The organism is Mycobacterium sp. GA-1285, from assembly GCF_001499905.1.
Classification (GTDB): domain Bacteria; phylum Actinomycetota; class Actinomycetes; order Mycobacteriales; family Mycobacteriaceae; genus Mycobacterium.
Map to the genome: position 1 here is coordinate 165,545 of NZ_LQIS01000002.1, position 19,547 is coordinate 185,091.

Genomic DNA, 19,547 nt, shown 5'->3' on the forward strand with positions numbered 1-19,547 from the left:
CTCATGCGTTCCCTTCGGCGCGGTCGGCCACCGTGCCGACGACCTTCGCGACGACAGCCCCGACCGCGACGCCGGTCAGGACGTCGCTGGGATAGTGCACGCCGAGCACCAACCGCGACAACGCCATCGGCGGTACCAACAACGCCGGCAGCGGTAAGCCGGTGGTCCTGGCCATCAGCACAGAGGCCGCGGTGGTCGATGTCGCGTGCGCGGACGGGAAGCTCAGCCGACTCGGCGTGCCGACGTTGACCGAGATGGCGGGATGGTGCGGCCGTTCGCGGCCAACCACCCGCTTGATCAATACCGCGGCGGCGTGTGCAGCGAACGCACCAGCGCCCGCGATCAGCCAGGCACGCCGACGATCGGCCTGAAACAGCGCTCCCAGCAGGGCGATTGCCAGCCATCCGAGGCTGTGCTCGCCGAAATGGGACAACGCGCGCGCGGCCGACAGAACCTGCGGGCGGTCACCGAGGGCCGACTGCACCGCGACCAGCGCGGCCTCCTCGCCGCGCGGAGTCTCATCCATGTGCAGACGACTCCAATAGGACCGTCTCCCACTTCTGCTTGCTCGTCAGAGTCGGCAGCGCCTCGCGATAGACCTTGCGCATCCGGTTGAACCTGCGCGCCAGCCGCGCCTGGCGCTTGAGCGATTCCCGCAGCAGTTCGAACATCCTCTCGCGGTCGCGCTGGCGGTACACGACACCACGGCCGTCCGCGGTCGTCACGGTGGCACCGTCCACCCGGCACAGCGAGAACCACCGGGCGTCCTGGGTGGCGATGTTGATCTGCGGACGGCGATGATGCTCGGGGTCATGCGGGCGCATTTGATGAATCACGCCGCGGGACAACCGCGCCGAGATCGCCAGCGCGTTGGTGGGGATCTTCACCTTCCTGCGCCAACGCTTGTCCGACGGTGTGGGAAGCTCGGCCGCGCTGGGCAGCACCACCGCGTCGGGATACTGCTGGCGCATCTTGCGCACCTCGGGCAGCGCGGACTCCAGGATCGAGAAGATGTGCTCCGGCCCGGCCAGGAAGTCGTCCATCGCCTTGTTCTGGATTGCGACGGTCGAATACTCCAGGCACAGAAGGTGTTTGAGGGTCGCCTTCAGGTGGCTGGCGATCAGCCCACCGACGTTGCCGTCCCAGTGCAGCGCCGCCACGACCAACCGGTTACGCAGGTGGAAGTACGCCTGCCAGTCGATCGCGTCGTCTTTGTCACTCCATGCCATGTGCCAGATCGCGGCGCCGGGAAGCGTGACGGTCGGATAGCCGTGCTCACCGGCACGCAGTCCGTAGTCGGCGTCATCCCACTTGATGAACAGCGGCAGCGGCTGACCGAGTTCCTCGGCGACCTGGCGCGGGATCATGCACATCCACCAGCCGTTGTAATCCACGTCGATGCGGCGGTGCAGCATCCTGCTGCGCGCCGAATCCTCGTCGGCCAGACTGTGTCTGGCGAAGTTGTGGTCGTACTCGGTGTTGACCGCGTTGGTCCACATGAAGTTCTCGGAGTCGACCATCTCACCCATGACATGCAGGTGCGAGGGCTCCTGCAGGTTGAGCATCTGGCCGCCGACCAGCGTCGGCGTCTTCGCGAACCGGTTCATCGCCAACGCCCGCAGGATCGAGTCGGGCTCGACGCGGATGTCGTCGTCCATGAACAGGATCTGTTCGCAGTCGGTGTTCTTCAGCGCCTCGTACATCACCCGGCTGTAACCGCCGGAGCCCCCGAGGTTCGGCTGGTTGTGAATGGTCAACCGGTTGCCCAGCGCGGCCGCCACCTCGTCGAAACCCGGATGGTCCTTGGCCTTGGCGGTGCCCTGATCGGACACGATCACCGCGCCGATCACCTTGTCCACCAACGGGTCCGACGTCAGCGCGGCCAGCGCGTTGACGCAGTCGGCGGGTCGGTTGAAGGTGGGGATGCCGACGGCGATGTTGGCCCGGCCCGGCGCGGGCAACGGCGCGTACCAGCCCGCGTGGTGCAAGGTCGACGCTGCGTCGGTGGCGATGTCGAACCAGATCCAGCCACCGTCCTCGAACGGGCCCAGGTCGACCTCGAACTCGACATGGGCCGGTTCACCGTCGCGCTCGCTGACGATCGGGGCACCACCGACGGTGATCCGCGCGCCGGTGGCCTTGGACCGGTAGACGTCGACGCGGGCGCTGCCGGTCAACTCGACCCGCAGCACCACCGATTGCAGGATCGACCAACGTCGCCAGTAGCTGGCCGGAAACGCGTTGAAGTAGGTCGCGAACGACACCTGCGATTCGGTGCCGATCTCGAGCTCGGTGCGGGACGGCGCGTGCGCGCGCTTGGCGTTGGTTTCCGCCTCCTCGATGTAGAGCTTGCGGACGTCATGGGGTTCGCCTGGACGCGGGAGGATCACGCGGGCCAGCAGGCTGACCGCCTTCGATTCCGCGGAATCCAGTGCGCCGGAGGGGATCTCACTCATGCGCTACTGCTTTCTGGGCTCGGTTCGGTCAGTGGCGCACCGTCGCGCAGGTGCGGGGCGAGGGTGTTGTCGTACATGCTCAGCGCGCTGGCGATGGCCATGTGCATGTCCAGGTACTGGTAGGTCCCCAGCCTGCCACCGAACAACACATTCGCAGAAGCGGTTTCGGCCTTGGCCCGGGCCCGGTAAGCGGCCAGCAGCGCGCGGTCGGCTTCGGTGTTGATCGGATAGTAGGGCTCGTCGTCGTCGGCGGCGAACCGGGAGAACTCGCGCATGATGACCGTCTTGTCGGTCGGGTACGCGCGTTCGGGATGGAAGTGGCGGAACTCGTGAATCCGGGTGTAGGGCACGTCGAGGTCGTTGTAGTTCATCACCGGTGTGCCCTGGAAGTCGCCGGTGTCGAGCACCTCCAACTCGAAATCCAGTGTCCGCCAACCTAATCGGCCCTCGACGTAGTCGAAGTACCGGTCGAGCGGGCCGGTATAGACGACTGGAGCCGACGGCGCCTCCCGGCGGAGTTCGCCACGGACGTCGAACCAGTCCGTGCCCAACCGGACCTCGATGCGGTCGTCGGCGGCCATGTTCTCCAACCACTTGGTGTAGCCGTCGGCCGGCAACCCCTCGTAGGTGTCGTTGAAGTAGCGGTTGTCGAACGTGTAACGAACCGGAAGCCGGGTGATATTGGCGGCCGGCAGATCCTTCGGATCGGTCTGCCACTGCTTGGCCGTGTAGCCCTTGACGAACGCCTCGTAGAGCGGACGCCCGATCAGCGAGATGGCCTTCTCCTCGAGGTTCTGCGCGTCCTCGGTCTTGATTTCGGCGGCCTGCTCCTTGATCAGTTGCCGCGCCTCGTCGGGGGTGAAGTACTTGCCGAAGAACTGCGACACCAGCCCCAACCCCATCGGGAACTGATAGGCCTGCCCGCCGTGCATGGCGAACACCCGGTGCTGGTATCCGGTGAACTCGGTGAACTGGCGCACGTAATCCCACACCCGCTTGTTGGAGGTGTGGAACAGGTGGGCGCCGTACTTGTGCACCTCGATCCCTGTTTGCGGCTCGGGTTCGGAGTAGGCGTTGCCGCCGATGTGGGGGCGACGCTCGATGACCAGGACACGCTTGTCCAGTTGAGTCGCCACGCGTTCGGCAATCGTCAGACCGAAGAATCCGGAACCGACGACAAAGAGGTCAAAACGAGCTGTCATCGGCAGCAAGGGTATCCGACCGCGACCGCGCTGCCCGAATCCGACAAGAGCCGAATATTGCGATCGGCTCACGATTACATATCGTCACTTTCGTCTCATCAGTCACACCAGTACCGTCGATCACGTCGGTTCCGACCGCCGACAGCGCACGACCTGGGCCGTTCACCTGAATCGCCTAGCCGCCACTAATAGTCGTAGCCCATGTATTGAGGAGACTTCCGTGCCGAACCGACGTCGACGCAGGCTGTCGACAGCCACCAGCGCAGTCCTGGCCCTGGCAGTCGCAAGTCCCGCTGCAGTAGTCGCCGTGACCGAGCTGTCGGATGCCACCGAGCCGGCCCCCCAGCACCGCGAATTCGTGCAGGCGGCGACGATCACCGATCTTCCGAACGAGCTGATGTCCGCCTTGTCCCAGGGCCTCTCGCAGTTCGGCATCAACGTTCCGCCGATGCCGACCGGCCTCCTGACCGGGACGGGATCGAGCTCGCCCACCACGATGACGTCGCCCGGGCTGACCACGCCGGCCCTCACCACGCCCGAGTTGACGTCGCCGAGCCTGACGGCGCCCGGGCTCAGCACGCCCGGCCTGACGTCGCCGAGCCTCACGGCCCCGAGCGCAACGGTTCCCGGTGTCACGGCGACCGCGCCGTCACTGACCGATCCGGCGCTGACCAGTCCGGGGCTGACCAGTCCGGCCGGTGACGTCGGGTTGACCACGCCGGGGCTGACCACGCCCGGACTGTCCACGCCGCCGGCGCTGACCGATCCGGCGCTCGGTACCACGCCGATCTCGTCGGCGGCGGGGCTTCCCGCCTCGAGCGAGGTGCCGATCGCAGCGCCGATCGGACTGGACCCCGCCGCCGGCACCTATCCGATCCTCGGCGATCCCTCGCTGGCGACGATGCCCGCGGCCACCGGCACCTCCGGCAGCGGCGGCATCATCGGCGAACTGTCCAGCATGGCCGATCAGCTCGGCGCGGGACAGGCGATCGATCTGCTCAAGGGCATGGTGATGCCGGCGATCATGTCGGCGGCCAAGCCGCCTGGTGCCCCGGCCGCGCCTCCTGTCCCGGCCCCCGTGCCCGCGCCCGCACCCGGCGCCTGAGACCTGGCACCAGAGACGGCACCGCAGAAGCCGCTTCGGCTCTGCGGTGCCGGTGCGGGGTTCGCGATCGATTAGTTCTGCTTCGGGCCGTGTCGCACCACAAGCACCACATGGCACATACGTAACATCAGTCCGTGCCGACTCGCCGTCCCACGCCGTCGCTGCTGTTCACCGCGCTTGCGGCGACGGTGGTCATGTTGCCGATGGCGCTGTTCGGATTGCCCGGTGACGGCGGCGAGCAAGCGACCCAGGCGCCGCAGATGGCGGAGCTTCCGCTGACCGGCCTCGGCGGCGGGGAGACGATCCGCGAGATCCACCAGGAAACGCCGTTCTCGATGGTGGCGCTGACGGCACAGGACTTCACCGGGACCACCGCGCGGGTGCGCGCCAAGAAGGCTGACGGCACGTGGGGGCCGTGGTATGCCGCCGAACCCCTCGAAGGTGTCGGCCCGGACGCTCCGTCCGCGGGACCTGCCGGCACCGAGCCCGTGTTCGTGGGCCGCACCACGACGGTGCAGATCGCGGTGACCCGTCCGCCCGGCGCACCCGAGACGCCGGAGGCGATGCCCCGGCCAACCCCGGATCTGGGCTATGTCCCTGCGAACACGGAGCATTCCTTCGGCCAGAACCTCAACGCGGTGCTGATCAGCCCACCGCAAGCGCCGCCGGTCGACACGTTGCCTCCTCCGTCGGCGGTGAACGCGCCCGGGGTGCCGCCCAACATCATCAACCGCGCGCAGTGGGGCGCCGACGAATCGATGCGGTGCGGAGGTCCCCGGTTCGACTCCGGGGTTCGGGCGGGGGTGGTGCACCACACCGCGGGCAGCAACGAATACACACCGCAGGACTCGGCGGGCATCGTCCGCTCGATCTACGAGTACCACACCCGCACTTTGGGCTGGTGCGACATCGCATACAACGCACTGGTCGACAAGTTCGGACAGGTCTTCGAAGGACGTGCGGGCGGTATCACCAGGCCCGTCGAGGGGGCGCACACCGGCGGCTTCAATCGCGACACCTGGGGTGTGGCGATGATGGGCAATTTCGAAGCAGTACCGCCGACGCCTGTTCAGTTGCGCACGACGGCCCGGCTGTTGGGATGGCGGCTCGGACTGGACCACGTCGACCCCCGCGGCTCGGTGGTGCTGACGTCAGGCGGCGGGTCGTTCTCGAGTTTCCCGACCGGGGCGACACCGCGGCTGCCCGCGATTTTCACCCACCGTGACGTCGGCGCCACGGAGTGCCCTGGTAACGCGGCGTATGCGCTGATGGACCGCATCCGCGACATCGCCGCACGCTTCAATCAACCGCCGGGGCCGGACGACCTGGCCGAATCACTGCGTGGCGGCGCGATCTTCGCGAAGTGGGAGGCGATGGGCGCGATGAAGAGCCCACTGGGCAGGCCGACGTCGTTGGAGGCCTCGGGTGAGGGTGGTGCCCGCTACGTCCCGTTCGAACGCGGTGCGATCTACTGGTCACCGGAGACGGGCGCCGAACCCGTCACCGGCGAGATCTACAAAGCCTGGGGGGCACTGGGTTTCGAACGCGGTGCGCTCGGCCTGCCCACCAGCGGTGAGATCCACGAGCCGCTGTGGATCGTGCAGAACTTCCAGCACGGCACGCTGAACTTCGACCGCGAAAACGGCACGCTGACACGGGTTCTCGACGGGATTCCCGTGGAGCTGCCGAAGCCCGACTTCGACACCGCGCCCGTGCAACTCGAGCGCTTCACCCCGCCGATGAGCACCTGAGGTCTACGTCCACCATCGCTCGAGCACACGCGCGACGCCGTCGTCGTTGTTGGTCGAGGTGACCTCGTCGGCCGCGGCCAACGCGTCCGGATGGGCGTGCCCCATGGCCACTCCCAGCCCTGCCCATTCGAGCATCGGCACGTCGTTGGGCATGTCGCCGAACGTGATGATCTCATCGGCGGCGATGCCCAGCGGCTCGGCCAGCTCGGCCACCCCGGTGGCCTTGCTGATGCCGGCCGGCATGATCTCGATCAGGCCGTTGTTGGTCGAGTATGTGATATCGCCAACGCGCCCAACGTGATCGGCGAGCGCGGCCGCCATGTCGCAACTGCGCGCGCCCGCCTTACGGACGAGCAGTTTGACCGCGGGCGCGCTGAGCAGGTCCTCGAGCGACACTTCGGTGTTGTCCGGATTCAGCCACGCGTGTTCGTAACCGGGTGAGCTGACGAACTGCGGGGTCGCTGCGTCGTGGGCGCTGCGACCCACTCGCTCGACCGCCAGGCCGGCTCCCGGGATCGCCCGCGTCGCGATCTCGGCGAGCTCACCGAGCACGTCGGTGCTCAGCGTGCGCGCGGTCACGATGCGGTCGTCGGCCGGGTCGTAGAGCACAGCACCGTTGGCGCACACCGCCATCGGGGCGAAGCCCAGTGCGTCGACGACCGGTTGTACCCACCGCGGCGGCCGTCCCGTGGCGAGGACGAACGTCGTCCCCGACTCCACGGCGGCGGTGACCGCGGCCCTGGTGCGCGCAGACACCTTCTCGTCGTCGTCGAGCAACGTCCCGTCGACGTCGGAGGCGATCAGCAAGGGCTGGGTCATAGCGCAGACCGTCGCGGCGAACGGCGTGCCCCGTTGCCCTGTCTCACCGCTGACTCTTGGCTTCGCGCAGGGCACGTCTGCGGGCACGCTCGGCCAGTTCCGCCTCGTCGAGCACCTTCGCCTCGTCCAGGGTCGGTGCCGAGCCGCCGAGTCGGCGCGGCACCCAATACGCCCCTTGGGGACGCGGGTAGTCGCGCTGCGCCTCATGCAGCAGTTCGGTCATCGCCGAACGCAGTTCCTGCAACGTCTGCTCCATGGTCTCGCCGGCCCGTAGGGGGTTACCCACCTGCACCGTGATCGGAATCCTGTTGCGGCGCAGACGACGGGGATGATCTTTGGTCCACAACCGTTGCGCACCCCAGACGATGAGCGGGACGATCGGCACGTCGGCGTCAAGGGCCATGCGGGCGGCGCCGGTCTTGAAGTCCTTGAGCTCGAAGCTTCGGCTGATGGTGGCCTCCGGGTAGACGCCGACGAGCTCACCGGCCCGCAGGCGTTCCACCGCAGCGGCGTACGCCCTGGCTCCGGCACGTCGATCCACCGGGATGGTGCCGGTGCGGCGGATAAGGAAGTTGACGACCTTCACGTCCTGCATCTCTTCTTTGATCATGAACCGCAGGCGGCGCTTGCGGTAGTGCACCGCCAGCGCGGCGGGCAGCCAGTCGACGTAGCTCGTATGGTTGATCGCGATCACCGCGCCGCCGCTGGTGGGGATGTTCTCCAAGCCCCGGTAGCCGATCTGGTAGCCGTTGATCCTGACCGCCGCCTTGACCAGAACCTCGAGCGTGTAGAAGACGGGCTCCATGGCGGCTACCCGGGTGCTCCGCTGGGGTCGGGACGCTGGGCGCGCCTGGCGGCCTTCTCGGCCGCCTCCTCCGCATCCAGCCGGTTGGCCTCGGCGAGCGTCGGCGCACCCCCGCCTAACCGGTGCGGCACCCAGAACTCGCCGGCGGGATGCGGACCGTAGTCGTCTTGAACCCGTTCCAGCAGGTGCTGCATCCGGGAGTGAAGCAGGGCCGTCAAGTCCGCCGCGGACAACGTCGGCTCGATCGGCTCACCGACGGCAACGGTGATCGGCACCTTGGGCCGCCACATCTTCTTCGGATGATCCTTGGTCCAGATCCGCTGGGCGCCCCACACGATGTGCGGCACGATCGGCACGTCGGCGGCGATCGCCATGCGCGCGGCCCCGGACTTGAACTCCTTGATCTCGAAGCTGCGGCTGATCGTCGCCTCCGGATACACCCCGACCAGTTCGCCCTCCTTGAGGCGCCGGCACGCCTCGTCGAACGACGCGGCGCCGCTGGCGCGGTCGACCTCGATGTGGCGCAGGCTGCGCATGATCGGCCCGGTGATCTTGTGGTCGAAGACTTCCTTCTTCGCCATGAACCTGACTTTGCGGCCGAGGCCCTGCCGGTAGGCCGGCAGGCCCGCGAAGGTGAAGTCGAAGTAGCTCGTGTGGTTGATGGCGATGACGGCGCCGCCGGTGGTCGGCAGGTTCTCCACGCCGGTGACCGTAAATTTGAGTCCCTGCACGCGCCAGATCAGCCGCGCCAGCTGAATGACGGTGCCGTATACGGGTTCCACATCAGGCAGCCTAGTCGCGTGGGACGAGGAGGGGCCGTCGGCGGGCTAGACTCGCCGCGAGGACCACACCGTCGAAGAAGGGGCATCAGTGCAGGTCACCAGCATCGGCCATGCGGGTTTTCGCATCGACACCAAGGCCGGGAGCATCCTGTGTGACCCCTGGGTGAACCCGGCGTATTTCGCGTCGTGGTTCCCGTTCCCCGACAACAGCGGGTTGGACTGGGACGCGCTCGGCGACTGCGACTACCTCTACGTCTCCCACCTGCACCGCGACCACTTCGATCCCAAACTGCTGCGCGAACACGTCAACAAGGACGCGGTGGTGCTGCTGCCCGACTATCCGGTGCCCGATCTGCAGCGCGAACTCGAAAAGCTCGGCTTCCACCGGTTCTTCGAGACCACCGATTCCGTGCGACACACCGTGGCCGGCCCAAAGGGCGAGCTCGGTGTGATGATCATCGCGCTGCGCGCCCCGGCCGACGGCCCGATCGGCGATTCGGGACTCGTGGTCGACGACGGTCAGACCGTGGCGTTCAACATGAACGATGCGCGCCCGGTCGACCTCGACGTGCTGCACGCGGACTTCGGCCACGTCGACGTGCACATGCTGCAGTACTCCGGCGCGATCTGGTACCCGATGGTCTACGACATGCCCGCGCGCGCCAAGGAGGCGTTCGGCGTCCAGAAGCGTCAGCGCCAGATGGACCGCTGCCGCCAGTACATCGCACAGGTCGGTGCGACGTGGGTCATCCCGTCCGCGGGCCCGCCGTGCTTCCTCGACCCGGAACTGCGCGACCTCAACGACGACCACGACGACCCCGCCAACATCTTCCCCGACCAGATGGTGTTCCTGGACCAGATGCGCACTCACGGCCACGACGGCGGGCTGCTGATGATTCCGGGTACGACCGCGAGTTTCAGTGGCTCGCAACTGGATTCGCTGAACCACCCGTTGACCGACGACGAGGTCGAATCGATCTTCACCACCGGCAAGGCCGGCTACATCGCCGACTACGCCGAGCGGATGGCGCCCGTGCTCGCTGCGGAGAAGGCGAGCTGGGCCGACGCGGCAGGCGAGTCGCTGCTGGAACCGCTGCGCACCGCGTTCGAGCCGATCATGATCCAGAGCGATCAGATCTGCGACGGTATCGGCTACCCGGTCGAGCTGCGACTCGGCCCGGAAACGGTGGTCATCGACTTCCCGAAACGTGCTGTGCGCGAACCGGTTCCCGAAGAGAAGTTCCGGTACGGCTTCGCGATCCCGCCGGAGTTGGTGCGCACCGTTCTGCGCGACAACGAACCGGACTGGGTCAACACCATCTTCTTGTCCACCCGGTTCCGGGCATGGCGGGTCGGCGGGTACAACGAGTACCTGTACACGTTCTTCAAGTGCCTGACCGACGAGCGGATCGCCTACGCCGACGGCTGGTTCGCCGAAGCGCACGACGATTCCGCATCGATCACGCTCGACGGCTGGGAGATCCAGCGCCGGTGCCCCCACCTGAAGGCCGACCTGTCGAAGTTCGGCGTGGTCGAGGGCTCGACGCTGACCTGCAATCTGCACGGGTGGCAGTGGAATCTGCAGAACGGCCGATGCCTGACCACCCGGGGTCACGAGTTGAGGTGCGCCCGGAAGTGACCGCGCCCCAACAGTTTTACGACGACGGCATGATCCAGCTCGACCGAGAGGCGGTCACGCTGCGCCGGTACCACTTCCCCTCGGGTACGTCGAAAGTCATTCCGCTGCGGTCGATCCGCGGATACACCGCGTCACCGCTGGACTGGGTGCACCGCTTCCGGCTGTGGGGCAGTTCCGACTTGCGCCGCTGGCTACCCCTGGACATGCGCAGGCCGCTGAAGGACACGCTCGTCACCCTCGACGTCGACGGTAACCGGTGGCAACCGGCGTTCACGCCCGAACACCCCGAACAGCTCATCGAGGCACTCGACGAACTGCTGAAGCCTTAGCCCCGGTTGCGGCGTAGCCGGCGCGCAGCCAGCAGTCCCGCCCCCGCAGTTGCCACCCACGGACCGGCCACGATCACCGGATCGAGCCACATGTGATTGGCGTCCGCCCGCTTGCTCTTGGCGCGCGCGGCAAGACCGTTGTACGTGAACTCGGTCTTGACGCCGGTCTGGGTGATGGGGTTGTCCGGGCGGAGACTGAGCATTGACTGCAGGTGGTGTTCGGCGGCGTCCACGCGGTCGGCGAGGATCAGCAGCAGCCAGTGCGCGGCGCGGCCCTCGCTGTAGGTGCGGTAGGAGTAGCGCCGGATCGCACCCGACAGTCCCCGCGGCGGCGTCGACGTGCCGAACACCGGTGTCAGGAACTGATGCTCGATGGAACGCTCCCGCGGCCACTTCTCGGGTTGGCGCTCGGGGAAGTCCCAGTGAGCGCCGGTCTCGACCGGCTTGAGCTTCGGCACCGAGGGCCGGTCCGCCGGGTCGAGGTCGGCACCCCACCCCGGGATACGGGCCCGCAGGTCGTCCGACGTCGGGACGGGTGGATGGTCGGCGGTGTAAGTCATGGCGATCCCCTTCAGGCGGCGTTGGGCACGATGACCGGCTTGATGCAGTCGTCGAGCTTGGCGGAGAAGATGTGGTAGCCGTCGGCGATGTGCTCCAACGGAATACGATGGGTGACAATGTCATTGGGCTTGAGGTAGCCGTTCTGGATATGCGAGAACAGCCGCGGCCACTGCCGTTTGACCGGGCACTGGTTCATCCTCAGCGTCAGGCCCTTGTTCAGCGCATCTCCGAACTTGACCGCGGAGAAGATCGGCCCGTAAGCCCCCATCACCGAGATCGTGGCACCCTTGCGCACCGAGTCGATCGCCCAGTTCAGTGCGACGGGCGAACCGCCCTGCATCTTGAGCTTGGCGCCGGTCACATGCTGGAGCAGGTTGCCGTCGGCCTCGGCGCCCACCGCGTCGATCGCCACGTCGGCGCCGAGATAGCCGGTGGTCTTCTTCATCTCCACGACGATGTCGTCGTACTCGGTGAAGTTGAGGGTTTCGGCATGGGCGAACGTACGGGCCTTCTCCAGTCGGTATTCGAGGTGGTCGATCACGATCACCCGGCCCGCACCCATGAGCCACGCGGATTTCGCGGCGTACAACCCGATCGGGCCGGCGCCGAACACCACGACGACGTCGCCCTCGACGATGTCGCCGAGTTGCGCCCCGAAGTAACCGGTGGCCAGCGCGTCGGTGCACATCAGCGCGTCCTCGTCGGCCATCCAGTCGGGAATGATCGCAGGGCCGACATCGGCGAACGGGACCCGCACGAATTCGGCCTGCCCACCGTCGTATCCGCCGCAGGTGTGGGAGTACCCGTAAATGCCCCCGACCGCCGTCGCGTTCGGATTGACGTTGTGGCAGTTGGAGTACAGCCCACGCGCGCAGTACCAGCACGAGCCGCAGAAGATGTTGAACGGCACCATCACCCGGTCGCCGGCCTTCAGGTTCCGCACCGACGAGCCAACCTGCTCGACCACGCCGATGAACTCGTGTCCGAACGTCATCCCGACCCGGGTGTCGGGCATCATCCCGTGGTAGAGGTGCAGGTCCGAACCGCAGATCGCCGCGAGCGTCACCCGCACGATCGCGTCGTTCGGATGCTCGATCGGCGGAATGTCCTTGTCTTCCACGCGTATCTTGTACGGACCGCGGTAAACCATCGCCTTCACGGCGCCTCCTAGGGTCGGGGATCCGATCGCTTTACCCCGGTGCGGGCGCGCGAAACCACCAACGCTTCCGTGAGGCGCCGTCCTATTCGGCCGGCGTGAGCACATCCGTTCCGACGAAGGGCGTCAACGCCTGCGGCACCCGGACGCTGCCGTCGGGCTGCTGATGGTTCTCCAGGATCGCCACCAGCCATCGTGTGGTCGCGAAGGTTCCGTTGAGCGTCGCGGCGGTCTGCGGGCGGCCGTTCTCGTCGCGGTACCGCACCGCCAACCGGCGCGCCTGAAACGTCGTGCAGTTCGATGTCGAGGTCAGCTCGCGGTAGGTCTGCTGCGTGGGAACCCAAGCCTCACAGTCGAATTTGCGTGCCGCAGACGACCCGAGATCACCTGCGGCGATGTCGATGACGCGGTACGGCACCTCGATCTTGGCCAACATCTGGCGCTGCCAGCCCAGCAGCCGTTCGTGTTCGGTCTCGGCGTCCTCGGGCTTGCAGTAAATGAAACCCTCGACCTTGTCGAACTGGTGCACGCGGATGATGCCGCGGGTGTCCTTGCCGTGGCTGCCGGCTTCGCGCCGGAAGCACGACGACCAGCCCGCATAGCGCAACGGTCCGCCCGACAGGTCCAGAATCTCGTCGGCGTGGTATCCGGCCAGCGGCACCTCCGAGGTGCCGACCAGGTACAGGTCGTCGGACTCGATCCGGTAGACCTCCTCACCGTGCGCACCGAGGAAACCGGTGCCGGCCATGATCTCCGGACGCACGAGCACCGGGGGAATCATCAACGTGAACCCGTTCTCGGTGGCGAGCCTGACCGCCAGCTGGAGCAGACCCAACTGCAGGAGCGCGCCCGCCCCGGTGAGGAAGTAGAAGCGCGCGCCGGACACCTTGGCGCCGCGTTCGAGGTCGATGAGGCCCAGCGACTCACCGAGCTCGACGTGATCCTTGGGATCGTCGATGCGCGGCGGCTCACCCACAGTGTCGAGCACGACGAAGTCGTCCTCGCCGCCCGCGGGCACGCCGTCGATGATCACGTTCGACAGAGCCATGTGGGCGACGGTGAACGCCTGCGCGGCGTCGGCCTGTTCGGCCTCGGCGGCCTTGACCTTTTCGGCGAGTTGCTTGGCGTGCTCGAGCAGCGCGGGCCGTTCCTCGGGCGCGGCCTTGCCCACCTGCCTGCTCGCGGCCTTCTGCTCCGCGCGCAGATTGTCGGCCGCCGACACCGCGGCGCGGCGGGCGGCGTCGGCCTCGAGCAACATGTCGACGAGACCGGGATCTTCGCCGCGGGCGCGTTGCGAGGCACGGACCGCATCCGGGTTTTCGCGCAGCAACTTGAGGTCGATCACGGGCGCAACCCTACTGGTCGACGGACCAGGCCAGCACAACCGCATAACTTTACAACTGCAACAGTTGTCACAGCACTCGACGCGCCTGTCACAATGGAGCAGATGTTGGAGGCACCCGGTCGCCCAGTCGGCGAGCACGACCACGCCGATCTGCAGGAAGGCGACACACAGGCGTCGCAGCGGGTGGCGTGGTGGACCAGTCTGAGTGCCACGCCGACGCGCCGAGCGCTCGTGCTGACGGCCCTGGGCGGGCTGCTGATCGCCGGCCTCATCACCGCACTACCTCAGACCGATGGCTCCAGCGGCCTGACCGCCAGCACGATCTCCCTCGGCCCGCGCGGAAATGCGACGTTCGAACACGCCAAGGCGGGTGACTGCCTCAATTGGCCCGACCGCACACCCGATGCCGCCGAGATCGTCGACTGCAGCAAGGAGCACCGGTTCGAGGTCGCCGAGTCGGTCGACATGCGGACCTTCCCCGGCAGCGAGTACGGTCCGGACGCCGCGCCGCCGTCGAGTGCGCGCATCCAGCAGATCAGCCAGGAGCAGTGCTCGACTGCCGTGAAGAACTACCTGGGTCCGCGCTTCGACCCGAACAGCCGCTTCACCGTGAGCATGCTGTGGTCCGGAGACAAGGCCTGGCGCCAATCCGGCGAGCGCCGCATGCTGTGCGGACTGCAGCTGCCCGGCCCGAACAACCAGCAGCTGCCGTTCTCCGGCAAGGTCGCCGAGATCGACCAGTCCAAGGTGTGGCCGCCGGGCACGTGCCTGGGCATCGACCCCACCACCAACCAGCCCACCGACATTCCGGTGGACTGCGCGGCCCCGCACGCGATGGAGGTCACCGGCGCGGTGAACCTCGCCGAGAGGTTCCCCGGCGGGCTGCCGCCCGAGCCCGAGCAGGACAGCTTCATCAAGGATGCGTGCACCCGGATGACGGACGCCTACCTGGCGCCCATCGAGTTGCGCAGCACCACCCTGACGCTGATCTACAGCACCATTTCGCTGCCGAGTTGGTCGGCGGGCAGCCGCCAGGTGTCCTGCAGCATCGGTGCCACACTGGGCAACGGCGGCTGGTCGACGCTGCTCAACAGCGCCAAGGGCCCGCTGCTGATCAACGGTCAGCCCCCGGTGCCTCCCCCGGACATCCCGGAAGAACGGCTGAACTTCCCACCGATCCCGATCACCGACAACGAGCCGGTCGACACGTCCCAGGCCACCAGCGGCCAGTCCTCCGGCGGCAGCAGTAGCGACAGCGGCAGCAGTAGCGGCTCGAGCGACACCAGCGACCAGCAGCAGTCGACGCACGGTCCGGCGTCGACGGATGTCCACCAGGGCGACGCACCTGCCAACCCCGCGCCCGCCCCCGGCAACACCTTCATCGACGGCGGGCCGCCGCCGGCCCCCGGTGCACCGCCACCGCCCGGTGCGCCGCCACCGCCGCCGCCGCCCGGTGCGCCGCCACCTCCACCACCTGGCGCGCCGCCGCCCCCGCCGCCTGGCGCGCCCGCGCCCGCACCGCCACCACCGGCGCCCGCGCCTCCGCCGCCGGGACCGTAGCCGCGTGGCCGTGCGGATGAGCCCGCAACGGTTCGACGAACTGGTCTCCGAGGCGCTCGACCTGATACCGCCGAAGCTCGCCGACGCGCTGGACAACGTCGTCGTGCTGGTCGAGGCCCGCAACGACGACGAGCCCGACCTGCTGGGCCTGTACCACGGCGTCGCCCTGACCGAACGCGATTCGTGGTACGCCGGTTCGCTGCCCGACACGATCACGATCTACCGCGAGGCGCTGCTCGAGCACTGTGACAGTGAGCACGAAGTCGTCGACGAGGTGGCGATCACCGTGATCCACGAGGTCGCGCATCATTTCGGCATCGACGACGAGCGCCTGCACGAACTCGGGTGGGGATAGCCGGCCGAAAGCACCGCGCGGCAACCACGCTTTGTCTCCCGTGGGTGCTATCAAGAGGCCATGACCGAGTGCCGGGAATGTGTGGCGGGCCTCGAGCACTGTCATGGCACCGTCATTCACCACGTCGCGTATCGGTCGGAATGCACCGAACCGGATTGCGTCACCCCAGAAGTGGCGCACGCGTTCGTGATTGACTGCGAGGCGCTCAGCTGCGCGTGCACCGACTCGGTGTCAGCCCATCGGGTCGGCTGAGCGCAGGGCGTCCTCGACCGGACGCACGTCGGGCTCGGGGTAGAACGGCGGCGTCATCGACCCCCACTGCAGGCAGCTCCACCTGCCGTCGGTGATCGGTGCCAGCACGACGGACTCTGTGTTCCCGAGATGGTGGTCAAGCGCGAAACTGCTCTCGACGCCCGCCAGCACCGAGGACACCAGCCGGATCGCCGCGCCGTGGCTGACCACCACGATGTCGCCGTGCCAGGCGTCGTCGTCGAGATGGCGCATCCGCAGCTCGGTGATCGTGGGCACATACCGGTCCAGCACGTCGTGACCCGTCTCGCCATTGGGCATCGCCACGTCGAGATCGCCGTCGTGCCACTTCTGGTAGATCGATTCGAACGTCGCGATCGCCTCGTCGTCGTCGCGATCCTCCAGATCGCCTACCTGAACCTCATGGACGCCCTCGAGTTGCACCGGCGGCAACCGCAGGGAACCCGCGATCTCCTCGGCGGTCTGGCGGGCCCGGTTGGCCACCGAATGCGCCAAAAGCGCCGGCGCGGCCGGCATGGCCCTGGCAAAGGACCGAGCCTGATCACGGCCGAGGTCGGTGAGTTCCGCGCCGGGCGGGCGGGTGTCGAGGCGCCGATGGACATTCGCCAGCGACTGTCCGTGACGCACCAGCACGAGACGCCCGCTCACCGCTGTCCCTCCCTGAGTCGCGCCAGCCAGCGGGAGGCCTCGTCGAGTCCGGGAGGGGGTGCGCCCGCGGCCGCTCCGGTCGGCCAGGATCCGAGGAATCGCATATCCGAACAACGACGGTGCAGCGCCTTGAGCGCCTCGGCCACCGCATCGTCGTCGATGTGGCCGACGCAGTCGAGGAAGAAGATGTAGGTGCCCAATCCCGTTCGGGTGGGGCGTGATTCGATCCGGGTCAGGTCGATGTCGCGGACGGCGAGCTCGGTCAACGCCGACACCAGCGCGCCGGGGACGTTGTCGAGTCGCAGCACCACCGACGTCCGGTCGGCGCCCGTGCGCCCGGGCGGCGGGGCGGGCGGCCCGACGAGCACGAACCTGGTGCGCGCGTTGGGTTCGTCGACGATGTCGGAGGCCAGCGCCTGCAGGCCATAGCGCTTGGTGGCGAGCGCGGTGCTCACCCCCGCGTCGGCGCGGCCCCCGGCGACGTCGGCGGCCGCGGCGGCGTTGGAGTTGGCGGGCACCACCCGCGCCGAGGCCAGATGTTCACCCAGCCAGTGCCGCACCTGCGCGGCGGCGACAGGGAAGGCGGCGACCGTCTTGACATCCTGGGCCGCCGTGCCGTCGCGGACCGCGATCGTGAACGAGACGTCGAGGGTGAGCTCGGCGAAGATCTGCAGCGGTGTGCCGCCGGCCAACCCGTCCAGGGTGGGAAGCACCGAACCCTCGATCGAGTTCTCGATCGGTACGCAGGCGTAGTCGGCATCGGCGTCGCGCACGGCGGCGAGCGCGCCGGCGGCGCTGTCGCACGGGACCGGGGTCACCTGGTCGGCGCCCGGGCCGCCGGGCAGCATGCCGCCGCCCGACATCTTGAGTAACGCCGCCTCGGTGAAGGTCCCCTCGGGGCCGAGATAAGCGATGCGCAGCACGGGTCAACACTATCGGTCACTGCGGTAATGCCGTTCCCCTGCACGAAAGCCTTGCGAGATTCAATGTCGCTTAGTTAAGTTAGGCTCACCTTATCTCGAAGGAGGCGGCATGGCGACAACGGTCACGGCACCGACGACGGCCGAGCGGATCCGCAGTGCGTGCGCCAAGGCGGGTGGCGCGATGCTCGCGGTCGAGGGCGGCGAGAACGGGGCTCCCTGCCAGACACCGGTTCACCACCTGCTCGACGACGGCTCGTTCGCGATCACCGTCCCCGCCGACAGTGCGGCGGCGGCCAAGGCCGTCAGCGCGGGCGCCAACGGGGTGCAGGCGGTGCTGGAAATGACGGACTACGCGCCGCTGCCGCTACGCGAGCCGGTGCGTTCGCTGGTGTGGATCCAGGGACGCCTGCACGACGTGCCCGCCGGTGAGGTGTCGGCCCTGCTCGATCTGATCGCCTCAGAGGACCCCAATCCGGCGCTACTGCAAGTGAATTCAGCGGTCGCCGACGGCGACGAGGGACATACACTACTGCGGCTGGAGATCGACTCCGTGGTCGTCGCCGATTCCACCGGCGCCGAATCGGTCGGCGTGGCCACGCTGCTGGACGCGCGACCGGACCCGTTCTGCGCGATGGAGTCGTGCTGGCTGCAGCACATGGAGTCGGCACACCGCGACGTCGTCGAACGGCTGGCCAGCCGGCTTCCGATGTCGTTGCGCCGCGGCCGCGTCCGGCCCCTGGGCTTGGACCGCTACGGCGTCCAACTGCGCGTGGAGACCGACGAAGGCGACCACGATGTGCGGCTGCCGTTCACCCGCCCGGTCGACGACGTCACCGGGCTGAGCCAGGCGATCCGGGTGCTGATGGGTTGCCCGTTCCTCAACGGGCTGCGCGCACGAAAATTGTGACGCCGCTACCGTAACTCCGGTGACCGGCGCCTCCGAAGAGCTCACCGACCCCGCGCGCCGGGCCCTGCGCATCGAGATCGTCGTCGTGCTGGCGGTGACGTTCGGGCTGTCGGCCTACAGTGCGCTGCTGAACCTGATCGAGTCGGTGCTGCTCGGCCTCTCCGGTCAGGTTGTCGCGCTCAATCCGCGCCGCTCTCCTTTCGACCTCATCGACCTCGGGCTCAACCTCGTCTGGGTGTTCCAGCTGTCGGCATGGGGCGCGTTGGCCGTATACCTGTTGTGGCGCAGCGGGATTGCCCTCAAGTCAATCGGACTGGGCCGGCCCCGCTGGCGGGGCGATCTGCTGGGCGGGCTCGGTCTCGCCGCGCTCATCGGACTACCGGGCCTCGCGCTGTACCAGGTCGCCCGGCTTCTCGGGATGAACGCCGACGTCGAGCCGGCCGAGCTGTACGACACCTGGTGGCGGATACCGGTGCTGCTGCTGACGGCGTTGGCCAACGGCTGGGCCGAAGAGGTGATCGTCGTCGGCTACCTGATGACCAGGTTGCGGCAGTTACGTGTGAGCCCCGTGGCCGCCGTCGTCGTGACCAGCGTCCTGCGCGGGCTCTACCACCTCTATCAGGGCTTCGGCGCGGGGCTGGGGAACCTGGCGATGGGCGTCGTGTTCGGCTACGTGTATCTGCGGACCGGCAGGCTGTGGCCGCTGATCATCGCGCACGCGCTGATCGACGCCGTGGCCTTCGTCGGCTATGCCCTGGCCGCCGGCCACCTGGGCTGGTTGCGATGAACAGGCGGGTGGGCGACGTAGATTCCTTTAGATGACCGACAACCGGCAACCGCCCCGCGGGTTCGGCCCGCCCCCCGGGCCGCGCCGGGAGCCGTCGGCCGGACGCCCGGCGGCGGTGGTGTGCGTCGCGGTGGGACCGACGACAAA

20 protein-coding genes are annotated in these 19,547 nt (G+C 67.8%); 9 read left to right on the forward strand and 11 right to left on the reverse strand.

All coding sequences use genetic code 11. From position 1 onward, the window contains the following. Position 1: 1 nt before the first annotated feature. The 3 genes from AU193_RS02705 to glf are packed head-to-tail and all read right to left on the reverse strand — an operon-like array spanning position 2 to position 3,667. Entirely contained in the window at positions 2–526 is a 525-nt protein-coding gene (locus AU193_RS02705) for a phosphatase PAP2 family protein (protein ID WP_064420791.1), read from the reverse strand. Further along, a complete protein-coding gene (locus AU193_RS02710) occupies positions 519–2,456 on the reverse strand; it encodes a glycosyltransferase (protein WP_064420792.1) in 1,938 nt (645 codons plus the stop codon). Before AU193_RS02710 ends, AU193_RS02705 begins: the two co-directional genes overlap by 8 nt. Beyond that, entirely contained in the window at positions 2,453–3,667 is a 1,215-nt protein-coding gene (gene glf, locus AU193_RS02715; RefSeq protein ID WP_156425094.1) for a UDP-galactopyranose mutase, read from the reverse strand. The genes AU193_RS02710 and glf overlap by 4 nt, the downstream gene beginning before the upstream one ends. A 211-nt stretch (positions 3,668–3,878) precedes the next feature. Between glf and AU193_RS02720 the strand changes: the two genes are divergently transcribed. Together AU193_RS02720 and AU193_RS02725 are read left to right on the forward strand one after the other, a co-directional pair. Beyond that, positions 3,879–4,763, forward strand: a complete 885-nt coding sequence (locus AU193_RS02720) for a hypothetical protein (RefSeq protein WP_064420794.1) — start codon at positions 3,879–3,881, stop codon at positions 4,761–4,763. A 194-nt stretch (positions 4,764–4,957) separates the two neighbouring features. Then, positions 4,958–6,514, forward strand: a complete 1,557-nt coding sequence (locus tag AU193_RS02725) for an N-acetylmuramoyl-L-alanine amidase (protein WP_371259128.1) — start codon at positions 4,958–4,960, stop codon at positions 6,512–6,514. A 3-nt stretch (positions 6,515–6,517) separates the two neighbouring features. Here AU193_RS02725 and AU193_RS02730 read toward each other — a convergent pair whose 3' ends face one another. Genes AU193_RS02730 through AU193_RS02740 form a run of 3 tightly spaced genes read right to left on the reverse strand, consistent with a single transcriptional unit; the run spans position 6,518 to position 8,920 of the window. Next, complete coding sequence (locus AU193_RS02730) at positions 6,518–7,333, reverse strand: Cof-type HAD-IIB family hydrolase (protein WP_064420796.1); 816 nt, start codon at positions 7,331–7,333, stop codon at positions 6,518–6,520. Between the two features lie 43 nt (positions 7,334–7,376). Further along, on the reverse strand, positions 7,377–8,138 hold the full coding sequence (locus AU193_RS02735; RefSeq protein WP_064420797.1) for a 1-acyl-sn-glycerol-3-phosphate acyltransferase: 762 nt from the start codon (positions 8,136–8,138) through the stop codon (positions 7,377–7,379). Between the two features lie 5 nt (positions 8,139–8,143). Next, a complete protein-coding gene (locus tag AU193_RS02740; protein WP_064420798.1) occupies positions 8,144–8,920 on the reverse strand; it encodes a 1-acyl-sn-glycerol-3-phosphate acyltransferase in 777 nt (258 codons plus the stop codon). An 88-nt stretch (positions 8,921–9,008) separates the two neighbouring features. Here AU193_RS02740 and AU193_RS02745 point away from each other — a divergent pair, with 88 nt between their 5' ends. Together AU193_RS02745 and AU193_RS02750 are read left to right on the forward strand one after the other, a co-directional pair. Beyond that, positions 9,009–10,559 (forward strand): MBL fold metallo-hydrolase, encoded by a 1,551-nt coding sequence (locus AU193_RS02745; RefSeq protein ID WP_064420799.1) that lies wholly within the window; start codon positions 9,009–9,011, stop codon positions 10,557–10,559. After that, entirely contained in the window at positions 10,556–10,888 is a 333-nt protein-coding gene (locus AU193_RS02750; protein WP_064420839.1) for a hypothetical protein, read from the forward strand. Before AU193_RS02745 ends, AU193_RS02750 begins: the two co-directional genes overlap by 4 nt. Here AU193_RS02750 and AU193_RS02755 read toward each other — a convergent pair. The 3 genes from AU193_RS02755 to serS form a co-directional block, all read right to left on the reverse strand. Continuing rightward, on the reverse strand, positions 10,885–11,448 hold the full coding sequence (locus AU193_RS02755; protein WP_064420800.1) for a hypothetical protein: 564 nt from the start codon (positions 11,446–11,448) through the stop codon (positions 10,885–10,887). The genes AU193_RS02750 and AU193_RS02755 overlap by 4 nt on opposite strands. A gap of 11 nt (positions 11,449–11,459) precedes the next feature. Next, complete coding sequence (locus tag AU193_RS02760; protein ID WP_064420801.1) at positions 11,460–12,608, reverse strand: zinc-dependent alcohol dehydrogenase; 1,149 nt, start codon at positions 12,606–12,608, stop codon at positions 11,460–11,462. An 82-nt stretch (positions 12,609–12,690) separates the two neighbouring features. Further along, on the reverse strand, positions 12,691–13,950 hold the full coding sequence (gene serS / locus AU193_RS02765; protein ID WP_064420802.1) for a serine--tRNA ligase: 1,260 nt from the start codon (positions 13,948–13,950) through the stop codon (positions 12,691–12,693). A 93-nt stretch (positions 13,951–14,043) separates the two neighbouring features. Here serS and AU193_RS02770 point away from each other — a divergent pair, with 93 nt between their 5' ends. The 3 genes from AU193_RS02770 to AU193_RS23495 are packed head-to-tail and all read left to right on the forward strand — an operon-like array spanning position 14,044 to position 16,117. Beyond that, positions 14,044–15,510 (forward strand): septum formation family protein, encoded by a 1,467-nt coding sequence (locus tag AU193_RS02770; RefSeq protein ID WP_082682801.1) that lies wholly within the window; start codon positions 14,044–14,046, stop codon positions 15,508–15,510. A 4-nt stretch (positions 15,511–15,514) separates the two neighbouring features. Next, the gene (locus AU193_RS02775) at positions 15,515–15,865 is read left to right on the forward strand and encodes a metallopeptidase family protein (RefSeq protein ID WP_064420803.1); all 351 of its coding nucleotides are present in this window, start codon (positions 15,515–15,517) and stop codon (positions 15,863–15,865) included. A 60-nt stretch (positions 15,866–15,925) separates the two neighbouring features. Next, positions 15,926–16,117 (forward strand): hypothetical protein, encoded by a 192-nt coding sequence (locus AU193_RS23495; protein WP_064420804.1) that lies wholly within the window; start codon positions 15,926–15,928, stop codon positions 16,115–16,117. On the opposite strand, the gene AU193_RS02785 is transcribed toward AU193_RS23495, so the two are convergent. Together AU193_RS02785 and pheA are read right to left on the reverse strand one after the other, a co-directional pair. Next, positions 16,097–16,783, reverse strand: coding sequence for a histidine phosphatase family protein (locus tag AU193_RS02785; RefSeq protein ID WP_064420805.1), 687 nt, complete (start codon positions 16,781–16,783; stop codon positions 16,097–16,099). The two genes, AU193_RS23495 and AU193_RS02785, sit on opposite strands and share 21 nt — an antisense overlap. After that, complete coding sequence (gene pheA, locus AU193_RS02790) at positions 16,780–17,706, reverse strand: prephenate dehydratase (RefSeq protein WP_064420806.1); 927 nt, start codon at positions 17,704–17,706, stop codon at positions 16,780–16,782. The genes AU193_RS02785 and pheA overlap by 4 nt, the downstream gene beginning before the upstream one ends. A gap of 109 nt (positions 17,707–17,815) precedes the next feature. Between pheA and AU193_RS02795 the strand changes: the two genes are divergently transcribed. Beyond that, the gene (locus AU193_RS02795; RefSeq protein WP_064420807.1) at positions 17,816–18,613 is read left to right on the forward strand and encodes a DUF2470 domain-containing protein; all 798 of its coding nucleotides are present in this window, start codon (positions 17,816–17,818) and stop codon (positions 18,611–18,613) included. 19 nt (positions 18,614–18,632) lie between these two features. Beyond that, complete coding sequence (locus AU193_RS02800) at positions 18,633–19,400, forward strand: CPBP family intramembrane glutamic endopeptidase (RefSeq protein ID WP_064420808.1); 768 nt, start codon at positions 18,633–18,635, stop codon at positions 19,398–19,400. Positions 19,401–19,547 lie beyond the last annotated feature (147 nt).